Here is a 12,342-nt window from a genome sequence, read left to right as displayed (position 1 = left end):
CACCGGCCGAGGAGCAGAATTACCGCTGATCAGGAGTTTGTGGGGCGGGCCAGGATCGAACTGGCGACCGATGGATTATGAGTCCACTGCTCTAACCGGCTGAGCTACCGCCCCTGGAGCGAACTCAGTCGGGAAGGATGACTGGGATCGACTCGGTGACCGGATCGGTCACTCGCTCACCACGATACAGACTCTCGAACGTGTCGAGCGTGCGGGTGATGTCGTGCGCCTTGATGAGCTTGGCCGAGGCGGCCTTGAGGGCGTTGTACTCGTCGGGCGACGCCTCGAGCACGGTGCGGAGCTTCGCGGCGAGGTCCTCGGGGTTCGATGGCTCGAAGAGGTACCCGTTCTCACCGTCGTGCACGAGGTGCGGCAGCGCCATCGCGTTCGCGGCGACGACGGGCAGCGCCGAGGCCATGGCCTCCATCGTCACGATCGACTGCAGTTCGGCGATCGACGGCATCGCGAGCACGGATGCCCGGTGGTAGGCCTCGCGCAGCTCCTCGTCGGTGACGTAGCCGGTGAAGGTCACCCGGTCGGCGATGCCGAGTTCGACGGCGAGGTGCTCGAGGTTGCGCTTCTGGTCGCCGCCGCCGACGATCTCGACCTTCGCGTCGAGTGCGGCGGGCAGCAGCTTGAGGGCGCGCAACAGCACGTCGATCTGCTTCTCGCCGGTCACGCGGCCGACGAAGAGGATGCGGTTCTCGGTGCGCGACTCCCAGTTGGGCGAGTACTTGTGCGCGTCGATGCCGCAGGAGATCGCGTGCACGTTCTCGAGGCCGGTGTGCTTCTCGAGGAAGTCGGCGGCGCGACGCGTGGGGGTGGTGACGGCTTCGGCTCGACCGAAGGTACGGCCGGCCGCCTTCCAGGCGAGGCCGACGGCCCGGTCTTGCCACGCCTTCGGCAGCAGCGAGAACTCGAGCATGTTCTCGGGCATGACGTGGTTCGTGCCGATGATGCGGATGCCGCGCTTCTGCGCTTCGATCGAGAGGCCACGACCGGTGATGATGTGCGACTGGAAGTGCACGACGTCGGGTTTCACCTCGTCGATCACGCGGGCGCTGTTCTGCTTGATGCGCCAAGGCAGCGCGAAGCGCAGCCAGTCGTGCGGGTACCAGCGCCAGCTGCGCAGGCGGTGCGCGGTGAGCTCCTGCCCCTCGTGCACCTCCTTCCACGTGCCGTGCTTGCGGCTCGCTGCCGGGGCCATGACGTGCACGTCGTGGCCGCGTTCGACGAGGCCGGCCGCGAGGCGTTCGGCGAATCGGGCGGCGCCGTTGACGTCGGGGGCGAAGGTGTCGGCACCGATCAGGATCTTGAGGGGGCGATCGAGCTCGGCGCCGGCGGGCGTACCCGCACCGGGGGTGTCAGACACGGGTCGTGTTTCCTCACAGTTCTGGGGGCGGGACGGTCGGTCCCGTCGAGGCCGCGGCGCGCGCGATGGGCGCGGCGGACTGAATCCGACCTTAGTCTACGCAGCGCAGCCGTGCGGGCGCCGTGCTCGCATGTCGGAAGCTCGTCGCGATCTGCGCTCAGAGCCTGGTCTGGGGGTGGTTCTTCGCGAGTTGGAAGACGCCCCACACGGCGATCGCACCGGCGACGATGTACACGCCGATCGCCCACGGCGGTGCCTGGGATGCCTCGCCGAGGACAGCGATGCCGATGATGACCGCGACGAGCGGGTCGACGACGGTGAGGCCGGCGATGACGAGGTCGGGCGGACCCGAGGCGTAGGCGTTCTGCACGAAGTACGCGCCGATGGCCGTCGCGGAGAGCATGCCGACGATGCAGAGCAGGGTGAGCCAGCCGAACTCGCCCTGCTCGAGCTTGCCGAGCACGACCTTGGCGAGCGTCGCGACGAAGCCGTAGACGATGCCGGCCATGATCACGTAGTAGATCGCCCGGATCTTCGCACGGAACAGCGCGAAGGTGATGCCGGCGATCGCGAGCACGACCGCGAGGATGATGAGGATGACGACCAGCTGGCGATCGGTGACGGGCTTGTCGACCGCGGTGAACGCGGCGACGCCGACGAAGAGGAAGACGCCGCCGACGCACATGATGATCGCGATGATCGTCTTGCGGTTCAACTGCACGTGGTTCACTCGCGAGTTCACGATCGCGGTGACGACGAGCGCGATCGCGCCGAGCGGCTGCACCACGATGAGCGGTGCGAAGTAGAGGCTCGAGAGCTGGAACACGATGGCGAGCCCGAGCATGAGCGTGCCGATGACCCACGACGGCCGCGCGAGCAGCAGCGCGAGCTGCTTGAGGTTGAGGCCCTTGCCGAGCGTGTCGACCGTGTGCTTCTCGACCTTGACGACGCCGCGGTGCTGGAACTGCGCACCGAGCGAGAGGAAGACCGCGCCGATGAGCGCGAGCGGGATACCGATGAAGGTCTGGGGGTCGAGCGGGATCTGCTCGACGATTTCGCTCAGGTCGGGATCCACGCAATGACCCTACCCGTTCGCCGACGGATATCCTTGCCGAATGGCCGTACGCCCCATTCGAATCTCCGGTGATCCGGTGCTGCACTCCCCCGCCCTCCCCGTCGAGACCATCGACGACGAGCTGCGAACACTCGTCGCCGACCTGTTCGAGACGATGGACGCCGCGCCCGGCGTCGGGCTCGCAGCCCCCCAGGTCGGCGTCGGCCTGCGCCTCTTCACCTACGGCTGGGTCGACGAGGAGGGCACGAAGTGGCGCGGCGTCGCCATCAACCCCGAGCTGTGGATCACGCCCCCGCCCGCCGGCGAGCCCGACCTCGACGAGGAGTCCGAGGGCTGCCTCTCGTTCCCGGGTGAGCGTTTCGGCCTGCGGCGCGCCGAACACGCGATCCTGCGCGCCACCGACCTCGACGGCGAGCCGTTCGAGATCGAAGCGCACGGATGGCTCGCGCGCATCTTCCAGCACGAGTTCGACCACCTCGACGGCACCCTCTACACCGACCGGCTCGGCGAACGCGATCAGAAGATCGTCGCGAAGATCAGCCGCAAGCTCGGTTGGGGGCGCCCCGGTCAGCAGTGGATGCCCGGCGTCGACGACCTCGACGCCTGAGTTCACGGGCGGATGCCACGTGCGGCACGCCGCCCGTGCGCGCAGCGACGCGCACGCGGCATCCGCTCAGGTGAACGCCCGGATGCCGGCGGCGACGGCCGCGGCGACGATGACGACCACGACGAAGGGCACGCGGAGCGCGTAGAGCGCCGCCGCGACGATCACCGCGGGGACGCGGGCGTCGATGACGATGTCTTGACCTGCGCCGAGGGTCTGCACCGCGATGAGCGCCGCGAGGAGCGCCACCGTCAAGAGGTCGGCGATGCGCGCCGGGCGTTCGCGTTCGAGGAAGCCGGCGGGCACGAGGTGTCCGGCGAGCTTCAGCGCGAGGGTCGCGGCCGACGCGATGAGGATGATGTGCCACGTCGTCATTCAGTGCGCCTCCGGGAGAACAGGTCGAACCACCCGACCACGACGGCGACGACCGCCGCGACGAGCACGGGCAGGCCGGGCATCAGCACGGGCATCGTGATGGTCGCGACGACGGCGGCACCGACCGCGACGGCGCCCGCCTGGAACTTCTTCAACCGCGGCCACAGGAGGCCGAGGAACGCCGCGGCGGCGGCCGCGTCGAGCCCCCACGCCCGCGTGTCGCCGATCGCGTCCCCGATGAGGGCACCCGCGAGGGTCGTGAGGTTCCAGCCGACGAAGATCACGATGCCCGTCACCCAGAAGCCGGTTCGGGCCGCCCGGTCGTCGGACTGCGCGAGTGCGACGGCGGTCGACTCGTCGATCGTGATCCAGGCGGCGGCGACGCGACGCCAGACGCTCGCGGGGCGGCCGTCGGCGTCGGGCGGGGTCACGAGCGGCTTCATGCGCATGCCGTAGATGACGTTGCGGATGCCGAGCATCGCGGCCGTGGCGATCGCCGAGCCGCCCGCCGCGACGCCGCCGGAGGCCAGCACACCGACGAGGGCGAACTGCGAGCCTCCCGTGAACATCACGAGGCTGAGGAAGCAGGTCTGCCAGACGTCGAGCCCCGAGGCGACCGCGAGCGCGCCGAAGGAGATGCCGTAGACCGCCGTCGCCAGGCCGACCGCGAAGCCGTCGCGACGGGCTGCGCGGCGCGCGGTCGCGACATCCGTTGCACTGGTGAGTTCAGCGCCGTCGGCGCCGCCGACCGGAAGGAGTTCGTCGGGGCGCTCAGCCATCTCGCTCCTCGGCCGTCGCCGCGGCGGCGGTGATGCGCTCGGCGATGCGGAGCTCGAGGTCGTCGAGCTCGCCCGAGACGTCGGTGACGAGCCACGCGCGATCGCGCTTGCGGCCCGTGATCTCACGGATGACGCCTGCCGCTTCGAGCCGTGCGACCGCGGGCGCGAGGTTGGCCGGGCCCGAACCCGTGACCCGGCCGATCTCGTCGATCGAGAAGACGGGGTGGTCGAGCATCGCCGCGATGAGCTTCGCCCCCGCCGAGTCGGCGCGGAACGGCACCGCGGCAGCCCACTGCTGCGGAAGCTCGATGAGGCGCTCGGCCGAGACCCGTGACTCCTCGGCCGCGAGCCGAAGGCCGTCGGCGAGGTCGGCGACGAACGGCGCGACCCGACCGACGCGGTACTCGTCGATGAAGGCGAAGTAGCGCTCGCGCTGGGCGAGCAGTGCGCTCGCGACCGGCACGACGCTCGTGCCCGTGACCCCTCGACGCCGGAGCACCGCGTTGATGATCGCCCGACCGATGCGGCCGTTGCCGTCGGTGAACGGGTGGATCGACTCGAACTGCGCGTGCCCCACGGCCGCCTGCACGACGATGGGCACGTCGTCGCGATTGAGGTAGGCGACGAGGTCGGCCATGAGCGCCTCGACCCGCCCGGGCGCGGGCGGCACGTGGAGCGCCGCGCGCGGCGCGTGGTCGCTGCCGCCGATCCAGTTCTGCATCGTTCGCCAGCGGCCGGCGTAGCGGCCGTCGAGCGGGTCGTCGCCGAGCAGCCGCCGGTGGGCCTCGAGGATCGCGTCGCAGGTGATCTCACGGTGGGAACCGGCCTCGTCGACGAGGCCGGCCAGTGCGCGCGTTGCGGCGACCATGCTCTGCGCCGAGCTGTTCGAGCGGCTGCCCGCGAGGGCGCGGGCGAAGTCCTCGGCGCTCGCGTCTTCGTACTCGATACGACTCGAGGCGACCGAGTCGGTGCGCATCAGGAAGCGGCCGAGCGCGGCCAGGCCGCCCGTGGCGTGCTCGGCCCGCGCGATCTCGACGACCGCGCGCTCGCACGCGGCGGCGAGGCTCGGCGGCGCCTGGAGGTCGAGTCCGGCGATCATCGGCGGAACGCTCGCGTCGACGTGATCGAGGGTGCGGTCGTCGCGACTGCCGCCGCGCACGGCCTGGCGCCACGGCAGGCGCTCGACGTCATGCGCGGGCCAGTCGTGCTGCTCGACGAGATTCGTCACGCTGCTCTCCCTCCAACCGAAATCTTCTCGTCTGAGATTATCATTTTCGATATCTAAGTGATACTAACGAGCGGAAGGTTCAATCGCGTGCTGCACGAGCACCGGAGCCTGAACCGCCCACTCCCCCGGCCATCCTCCGTGACGTACAGTGGCCCCAACACAGCAAGAAACGGAATCCCGATGGAGCTCAGCGCGGTACTCACGGTCATCGCCCTCGCAGGGCCACAGCCATTCAGCCTCCGAATCACGCCCACTCAAGAAACCCGACGGCGCGAGCGGAAGCTTGTTCGCTGACGTCGCCGCAAGCGATCCGCTCCGAACACGGAAGTGATCGAGGCATGAACGACACACGCGATGACGGCCCGGAGATGAGGCCAGGACGCGAAGCGGCAATCCGCCATCTCGTGCTCGAGCATCTCGAAGGATCCCGCGAGCGAAGGGCGCGTCGGCGCCGTCGTCGCTGGGTCGCATGGGGCGGCGTCGGCGTCCTCGCCGTCGGGCTCGGTGCGACCGCTGCAGGGATCGCCCTGCAGCCGCAGAGCGTCTCGAACGACCAGGTCATCCACTGCCTCACGTCCGATACGCGAGCCGCCGACGGCAGCTATCCCGGCGCCATGGCGTCCATGGCGCATGACGACGATGCTGAACGAGCGGCGAACGCCATCGAGGTGTGCACGATGACGTGGCAACAGGGGGCGCTCGAGCCCGGCTTCGACCCGACATCATCGACGAACGCCCCGGGCGTCGTGCCGGAGGCGTTCATCCTCTGTGCGATGCCGGATGGGAGCGCGGCCGTCGTGCCGTCGTCAGAGCCGGCCATTTGCTCGCGTCTCGGCCTCGCGCCACTCGACACCGGTGATTCGCCGATGGCTCCCGTATGGCGGACCACGACAGACCGGGCCACCGGCGACGCAGGCGTCGGCGCTGCAGCGCAGACCGTCGGCCGCGGGCTGCTGCGCGTCCAGCCCGCTTCTCGGCCACATGGGTGAACTGCCTCAACGCAAAAGCCCCGCATTCACATGGAATACGGGGCTTGTTCGCTCCCCCACTTGGACTCGAACCAAGAACCTATCGGTTAACAGCCGATTGCTCTGCCAATTGAGCTATGGAGGATCGCTTGCGCGCATCGATACTCTAGCAAAGGGATGCCCCGACTCCCAATTCGAGGCAGCCTCGCGTCTCGGCGTCCTCGGAAGCGGCTCAGTAGCCGGCGTCGAGGTCGATCCGACCGAGGAATTCCCCCTCGCCGAGGAAGGCGCGCACGTTATGCTCGACGCGTGCGGCGAGCAGCGCCGGCGTGGTCGCCATCGCGTCGGCGACGTGCGGCGTGATCACGCAATCGGGCGAGCTCCACAGCGGATGCCCCGTCGGGAGCGGTTCGGGATCGGTGACGTCGAGCCCGGCCCCGCCGAGGCGACCCGACTCGAGCGCGGCGACGAGCGCCGAGGTGTCGACGATCGCACCGCGTCCGACGTTCACGACCACGGCGCCGGGTGCAAGCGCGGCGAGCACTCCGGCATCGACGGCGCCCCGGGTCTCGTCGGTCAGCGCCGCCGCGACGATGAGCACGTCGGCCCCGGTCGCGACCTCGACGAGACGATCGAGCGTCACCGTGCGAGCAGCGCCGGCGACCTCGCCGGCACTGCGACGCACGACGGAGGCGCGCACCCCGAACGGCGCGAGCAGTCGCAGCAGCTCGGTCGCGATGCCGCCGGCTCCGACGATGACGACCTCGGCGCCGTGCAGGCTGCGGCTCGCGTGGTCGCGCCGCCACTCGCCCGCCCGCACCCGTCGCGGGATCCGGCGGAGGAGTGCCAGCGTCAAGGTCAGCGCGTGTTCGGCGACCGGCCCGGCGTACACGCCCTTGCCGCTCGTCCACACGCGCCCGTCGCCGCGGAAGCGCGGCAGCACCTCGGCGAACGGGTCGATGCCGGCCCAGGGCAACTGCACCCACTCGACGCCGGGGGCACGCTCGAGCGCCTCGACGAGTGCCGCGCCGCCTGAGGAGCCGCTCCACACGATGCCCCGAGTGCGCTCGTCGAGCGGGGCGACCGCTCCCCCGGCCCGCTCGACCGCAGCCACCAGTTCGGGCTCGGCATCGGGCACGACTGCGATCGTGCCGCGAGCGTCGATCGGGCCGCGCGCGGCCGAGGCATCCGTCATGCCAGAGGCTCGGCCAGGTCGTCGATGATCGCGTGCCCGCCGTCGAGCGCCCCCGCGAGGGCCTGCACATACGGGTGATGCGGGTCTTGGAAGACCTCCTCGATGGTGCCGATCGCCGCGAGTTCGCCGCGATCGAGCACCGCGATGCGATCGGCGACGCTGCGCAGCACCGGCAGGTCGTGAGTGATCAGCACCGCCGAGAACGCGTGACGTTCGCCGAGCTCGGCGATGAGCTGCGCGACCGCGTCGCGCACCGTCAGGTCGATGCCCGCCGTCGGCTCGTCGGCGATGAGCACCGAGGGGCCGAGCACGAGCGCACGCGCGAGCGCGACGCGCTGGCGCTGCCCGCCGCTCAGCTCGTACGGGTACTTCTCGAGCATGCCGAGCGGCAGCCGCACCCCGTCGAGCATGGTGGCGACCCGGGTCGCGAGCGCCCTGGCGTTGTACCGGCGGTCGCGCTCGAGGATGGGCTCTCCGATGATCTCGGCGACGCTGTGGTCGGGCGGCAGCGTCGACGCGGCATCCTGCGGCAGGTAGCCGACGTGGAACCGGTACTCGGCGACCTTGCGCTTGGGCAGCCCGCGCAGCGGCTGACCGAGCACGGTCGCCTGACCGCCCGTGATGACCGGGCGCGCCTCGTTCGATCGCGGCTCGAAGGCCGCGCCCGAGAGCACCTTCGCGAGCGTCGACTTTCCGCTGCCCGCGCTGCCGAGCACGCCGAGCACCTCGCCCGGCGCGACCTGAAGGGTCAGGCCGTGCAGGGCGACGTGCGCCGGGCTGGCGCCGCGCGGCGGGTACTCGAGCGACAGGTCGCTCAGCACGATCGGATACCCGTGGGCCGCGCCGCGCATCAATTCGCCTCCCGGATTCGGCGGAGTTCCTCTCGGCGTTCGGCCTGCGCCACCGGGTCGGGCACCGGCAGCGAGGCGAGCAGGCGCTGCGTGTACGGGTCGCGCGGCGACCCGAGCACCTCGACCCCCGTGCCCTCTTCGACGAGGCGCCCGTGGTACAGCACCGCGATGCGGTCGGCCAGCAGGTCGACGACGGCGAGGTCGTGGCTGATGAACAGCGACGCGAAGCCGAACTCGCGCTGCAGTTCGGCGAAGAGCTCGAGCACGCGCGCCTGCACCGAGACGTCGAGCGCGCTCGTCGGCTCGTCGGCGATGAGCAGCTCGGGCTCGAGGGCGAGCGACCGCGCGAGGCTCGCGCGCTGGCGCTGGCCGCCCGAGAGCTCGTGCGGGTAGCGGTCGCCGTACGCCTTCGGCAGCTGCACGGCCTCGAGCAGCTCGTCGACGCGGGGGCGCGCCGCGGCGGCGTCACCGGCCCGGCCGTGGATGATGAGCGGCTCGGCGACGCACTCGGCGATCGTCAGCAGCGGGTTGAAGCTCGACGCCGGGTCTTGGAAGACGAAGCCGATGCGGCTGCGCAGCGGCCGGAACTCGCGCTCCGAGAAACCGTTCATCTCGTGTCCGAGCACCCGGAGCGAACCGCCCGTGACCTTGGTGAGGCCCGCGATCGCGCGCCCGATCGTGGTCTTGCCCGAACCCGACTCGCCGACGAGCCCGAGCACCTCACCGGGGCGGATCACGAGGTCGACGCCGTCGACAGCGCGGAAGCCGGGCTTGCCGAATCGCCCGGGGTAGACGATCTCGAGTCCCTGCGCGGCGACGACCGGAGCCTGCTCCGTCCACCCCTCGGGGCGGGCCGCCGCACGCTCGGCGGTCTTCGCCGAACCGGTGCCGACGTAGGGCACCGCGGCGAGCAGCGCTTTCGTGTACTCGGCCTTCGGTGCTGAGAACAGCGTCTTCGCATCGGCCTCTTCGACGACCTTGCCCTGGTACATGACCGCGACCCGGTCGGCGAGGTCGGCGACGACGCCCATGTTGTGGGTGATGAGCACGATGCCCATGCCGAACTCGTCGCGGCATCGGCGCAACAGGTCGAGGATCTCGGCCTGCACCGTGACGTCGAGCGCCGTCGTCGGCTCGTCGGCGACGATGAGCCCCGGGTCGAGCACGAGTGCCATCGCGATCACGATGCGTTGCTTCTGACCGCCCGAGAACTCGTGCGGGTAGTGGTCGATGCGCTGCTCGGGCTCGGGGATGCCGACGCGACGCAGCACGTCGATCGCCTTCGCGCGGGCCTCCTTCTTCGAGAGGTCGGAGTGCGCCCGCAGCCCCTCGATGATCTGCCACCCGACCGTGTACACCGGGTTGAGCGCCGTCGACGGCTCTTGGAAGACCATCGCGACGTCGGTGCCGCGGATGGCCCGCAGCGATCGCTTGGAGATCGAGACCACGTCGTGCTGGGCCGTTCCGGCCTTGTTCGACAGGATCACCGCCCCGCTCGTCGTCGCCGTCTCGGGGAGGAGCCCGAGGATCGTCTTCGCAGTCACGGTCTTGCCGCTGCCCGACTCGCCGACGATGGCGAGCACCTCGCCGCGTTCGACCGACAGCGAGACGCCGTCGACCGCCTTCACCGCACCGGCGTCGGTCGAGAACGAGACGCCGAGCCCTTCGATGCTGACCACCGTGCTCATGGCTTGACCTCGATCCCGTGTTCGTCGAATGTCGCTTCGTCTTCGAGTCCGGCGAGCCCGCCGGGTCCGGCCGTCAGCGTGCCGCCGGGCACGACCGAGGTCTCGGCGACCACGCCGGCCGACTGCGCGACCCTGCGGCGCCCGCGCAGGCGCGGATCGGCGAGGTCGTTGAGGCTCTCGCCGACGAGCGTGATGCCGAGCACCACGAGCACGATCGCGAGACCCGGGTAGAGCGCGGTCCACCAGATGCCGCTCGTCACGTCGGAGAGCGCCTTGTTGAGGTCGTAGCCCCACTCGGCCGCGGCGGTCGGCTCGATGCCGAAGCCGAGGAAGCCGAGGCCCGCGAGGGTGAGGATCGCCTCGGACGAGTTCAGCGTGAAGATGAGCGGCAGCGTGCGGGTCGCGTTGCGCAGCACGTGCCGGAACATGATTCGGCTGTTCGAGGCGCCGAGCACCTTGGCCGACTCGACGAAGGCCTCGGCCTTGATGCGCACGGTCTCGGCGCGGATCACCCGGAAGTACTGCGGGATGAACACGACCGTGATCGACAGGGCCGCCGCGAGCACACCGCCCCACAGGTTCGACTGGCCGCCCGAGATCGCGATCGCCATGACGATCGCGAGCAGCAGCGAGGGGAACGCGTAGATCGCGTCGCACACGACGACGAGCAGCCGGTCGAGCCAGCCGCCGAAGTACCCCGACAGGAGACCGAGCAGCACGCCGGCGAAGATCGACAGGATCACCGCGATGATGATCACGAGGATCGCGGTCTGCGCGCCCCAGATCGTGCGGGAGAGCACGTCGTACCCGCCGACCGTGGTGCCGAACGGATGCTCCGCCGAAGGCGGCTGCTGGCTGCCGAACGGGCCGTCGGCGTCGCGCAGCTGCGCGAAGCCGTACGGCGCGAGGAGCGGCGCGAAGATCGCGGTAAGGATGAAGATCGCGGTGACGACGAGGCCCGTGATGAGCATGCCGCGCTGGAGCCCCACGCTCTGGCGGAGCTGGTGCACGACGGGAATGCGGTCGCGGAGCCGGCGCTTCGGCGCGGGCGCCGCGACGGGGGTCGATTCGGTGGTCGACATGTCAGTACCTCACCCTCGGGTCGATGAGCGCCGCGATGATGTCGACGATGAAGTTCGTGAGCGCCACGATGACGGCGAGCAGGGCGACGATGCCCTGCACCGCGACGAAGTCGCGCGCCTGGATGTACTCGACCAGCTGGAAGCCGAGGCCCTTCCACTCGAAGGTGGTCTCGGTGAGCACCGCGCCGCCGAGGAGGAGCGCGATCTGCAGGCCGATGACCGTGATGATCGGGATGAGCGCCGGACGGTAGGCGTGCTTGCGCAGCAGTCGCGATTCGGCGACGCCGCGCGAGCGGGCCGCGTCGACGTAGTCGGTGCCGAGCGTGCCGATGACGTTCGTGCGCACGAGCCGCAGGAACACGCCCGCCGTGAGCAGGCCGAGCGCGATCGCCGGGAGCACGGCGTGCGCGAGCACGTCGCCGAGCACCGCGGGGTCGCCCGTCATGATCGCGTCGATCGTGTAGAAGCCCGTCTTGTTCGGCAGGAACTCCATCTCGATCTGCGAACCGGTCGAGGCGCGGCCGGCGACCGGGAGCCACTTGAGCCACACCGCGAAGACGAGCTTCAGCAGGAGGCCGGCGAAGAACACCGGCGTCGCGTAGCAGAGGATCGCGAAGACGCGGAGCAGCGCGTCTTGGCCCTTGTCGCGGAAGTAGGCCGCGATGAGGCCGAAGGGGATGCCGACCGCGAACGCGACGATGAGCGCGTAGAAAGCGAGCTCGACGGTGGCGCTGCCGTAGGTGACGAGTACCTCGGTGACCGGCCGGTTGTCGCTGATGGTCATGCCGAAGTCGCCGGTGAAGACACCGCCCATGTACTCGAGGTACTGGATGATGAGCGGCCGGTCGAAGCCGGCGGCGTGGATGCGCTCGGCGAGCTGGTCGGGCGGCAGCTGGCCGCCGAGGGCTGCGGTGATCGGGTCACCGGTGGTGCGCATGAGGAGGAACACCACGCTCACCAGGATGAACACCGTGGGGATGATGAGGAGTGCGCGGATGAGGATGTAGCGGCCGAGGCTGCCGCCCGAGGATCTCGTGGATCGCTTTCGGGCGGGATCAGCGCCGGTGGCGGCCGTCGTCGTTGAGGTCAATGTTCGCCAATCAGGGGTGTGGCTCGAATGCGGGT

At 70.1% G+C, this 12,342-nt stretch carries 12 protein-coding genes and 2 tRNA genes; 2 read left to right on the top strand and 12 right to left on the bottom strand.

The annotated features are described in order from the left end of the window. Positions 1-40: 40 nt before the first annotated feature. From GQQ93_RS11700 to GQQ93_RS11690, 3 genes are all read right to left on the bottom strand, one after another. Positions 41-114 (bottom strand) — tRNA-Ile (locus tag GQQ93_RS11700). 10 nt (positions 115-124) lie between these two features. Further along, positions 125-1,372, bottom strand: a complete 1,248-nt coding sequence (locus GQQ93_RS11695; protein ID WP_246192297.1) for a glycosyltransferase — start codon at positions 1,370-1,372, stop codon at positions 125-127. Between the two features lie 157 nt (positions 1,373-1,529). Then, the gene (locus GQQ93_RS11690; RefSeq protein WP_157424411.1) at positions 1,530-2,447 is read right to left on the bottom strand and encodes a DMT family transporter; all 918 of its coding nucleotides are present in this window, start codon (positions 2,445-2,447) and stop codon (positions 1,530-1,532) included. 40 nt (positions 2,448-2,487) lie between these two features. Here GQQ93_RS11690 and def point away from each other — a divergent pair, with 40 nt between their 5' ends. Then, a complete protein-coding gene (def, locus tag GQQ93_RS11685) occupies positions 2,488-3,054 on the top strand; it encodes a peptide deformylase (RefSeq protein ID WP_157424410.1) in 567 nt (188 codons plus the stop codon). A 66-nt stretch (positions 3,055-3,120) separates the two neighbouring features. On the opposite strand, the gene GQQ93_RS11680 is transcribed toward def, so the two are convergent. The 3 genes from GQQ93_RS11680 to GQQ93_RS11670 are packed head-to-tail and all read right to left on the bottom strand — an operon-like array spanning position 3,121 to position 5,433. After that, a complete protein-coding gene (locus GQQ93_RS11680) occupies positions 3,121-3,426 on the bottom strand; it encodes an AzlD domain-containing protein (RefSeq protein ID WP_157424409.1) in 306 nt (101 codons plus the stop codon). Continuing rightward, complete coding sequence (locus GQQ93_RS11675; RefSeq protein ID WP_157424408.1) at positions 3,423-4,205, bottom strand: AzlC family ABC transporter permease; 783 nt, start codon at positions 4,203-4,205, stop codon at positions 3,423-3,425. The genes GQQ93_RS11680 and GQQ93_RS11675 overlap by 4 nt, the downstream gene beginning before the upstream one ends. Then, complete coding sequence (locus GQQ93_RS11670; RefSeq protein ID WP_157424407.1) at positions 4,198-5,433, bottom strand: Fic family protein; 1,236 nt, start codon at positions 5,431-5,433, stop codon at positions 4,198-4,200. Before GQQ93_RS11670 ends, GQQ93_RS11675 begins: the two co-directional genes overlap by 8 nt. Positions 5,434-5,771: 338 nt before the next feature. Here GQQ93_RS11670 and GQQ93_RS11665 point away from each other — a divergent pair, with 338 nt between their 5' ends. Next, the gene (locus GQQ93_RS11665) at positions 5,772-6,422 is read left to right on the top strand and encodes a hypothetical protein (protein WP_157424406.1); all 651 of its coding nucleotides are present in this window, start codon (positions 5,772-5,774) and stop codon (positions 6,420-6,422) included. Positions 6,423-6,473: 51 nt separating this feature from the next. On the opposite strand, the gene GQQ93_RS11660 is transcribed toward GQQ93_RS11665, so the two are convergent. The 6 genes from GQQ93_RS11660 to GQQ93_RS11635 all read right to left on the bottom strand — a co-directional run bounded on the left by GQQ93_RS11660 (position 6,474) and on the right by GQQ93_RS11635 (position 12,307). Beyond that, positions 6,474-6,546: transfer RNA gene (locus GQQ93_RS11660), tRNA-Asn, on the bottom strand. Between the two features lie 87 nt (positions 6,547-6,633). Further along, positions 6,634-7,596, bottom strand: a complete 963-nt coding sequence (locus GQQ93_RS11655; RefSeq protein ID WP_157424405.1) for a D-isomer specific 2-hydroxyacid dehydrogenase family protein — start codon at positions 7,594-7,596, stop codon at positions 6,634-6,636. Next, positions 7,593-8,447: an ATP-binding cassette domain-containing protein gene (locus GQQ93_RS11650; protein WP_157424404.1), complete on the bottom strand. Its 855-nt coding sequence runs from the start codon at positions 8,445-8,447 to the stop codon at positions 7,593-7,595. The genes GQQ93_RS11655 and GQQ93_RS11650 overlap by 4 nt, the downstream gene beginning before the upstream one ends. Further along, positions 8,447-10,135 carry an ABC transporter ATP-binding protein gene (locus GQQ93_RS11645; RefSeq protein WP_157424403.1) on the bottom strand — a complete coding sequence of 563 codons (1,689 nt, stop codon included), beginning with the start codon at positions 10,133-10,135 and terminating at the stop codon, positions 8,447-8,449. Before GQQ93_RS11645 ends, GQQ93_RS11650 begins: the two co-directional genes overlap by 1 nt. Next, positions 10,132-11,217: an ABC transporter permease gene (locus GQQ93_RS11640; protein ID WP_157424402.1), complete on the bottom strand. Its 1,086-nt coding sequence runs from the start codon at positions 11,215-11,217 to the stop codon at positions 10,132-10,134. The genes GQQ93_RS11645 and GQQ93_RS11640 overlap by 4 nt, the downstream gene beginning before the upstream one ends. A 1-nt stretch (position 11,218) precedes the next feature. Then, entirely contained in the window at positions 11,219-12,307 is a 1,089-nt protein-coding gene (locus tag GQQ93_RS11635; RefSeq protein ID WP_157424401.1) for an ABC transporter permease, read from the bottom strand. Between the last annotated feature and the right edge of the window lie 35 nt (positions 12,308-12,342).

The organism is Agromyces lapidis (assembly GCF_009749405.1).
GTDB lineage: Bacteria > Actinomycetota > Actinomycetes > Actinomycetales > Microbacteriaceae > Agromyces > Agromyces lapidis.
This window is presented reverse-complemented; position numbering and strand designations above follow the sequence as displayed.

What these genes read in the sequence shown, in the direction of transcription:
- GQQ93_RS11650 (WP_157424404.1), bottom strand. Translation starts at nt 8,447, where the DNA reads ATGCGCGGCGCGGCCCACGGGTATCCGATCGTGCTGAGCGACCTGTCG.
- GQQ93_RS11675 (WP_157424408.1), bottom strand. Translation starts at nt 4,205, where the DNA reads ATGGCTGAGCGCCCCGACGAACTCCTTCCGGTCGGCGGCGCCGACGGC.
- GQQ93_RS11655 (WP_157424405.1), bottom strand. Translation starts at nt 7,596, where the DNA reads ATGACGGATGCCTCGGCCGCGCGCGGCCCGATCGACGCTCGCGGCACG.
- GQQ93_RS11640 (WP_157424402.1), bottom strand. Translation starts at nt 11,217, where the DNA reads ATGTCGACCACCGAATCGACCCCCGTCGCGGCGCCCGCGCCGAAGCGC.
- GQQ93_RS11645 (WP_157424403.1), bottom strand. Translation starts at nt 10,135, where the DNA reads ATGAGCACGGTGGTCAGCATCGAAGGGCTCGGCGTCTCGTTCTCGACC.
- GQQ93_RS11680 (WP_157424409.1), bottom strand. Translation starts at nt 3,426, where the DNA reads ATGACGACGTGGCACATCATCCTCATCGCGTCGGCCGCGACCCTCGCG.
- GQQ93_RS11665 (WP_157424406.1), top strand. Translation starts at nt 5,772, where the DNA reads ATGAACGACACACGCGATGACGGCCCGGAGATGAGGCCAGGACGCGAA.
- def (WP_157424410.1), top strand. Translation starts at nt 2,488, where the DNA reads ATGGCCGTACGCCCCATTCGAATCTCCGGTGATCCGGTGCTGCACTCC.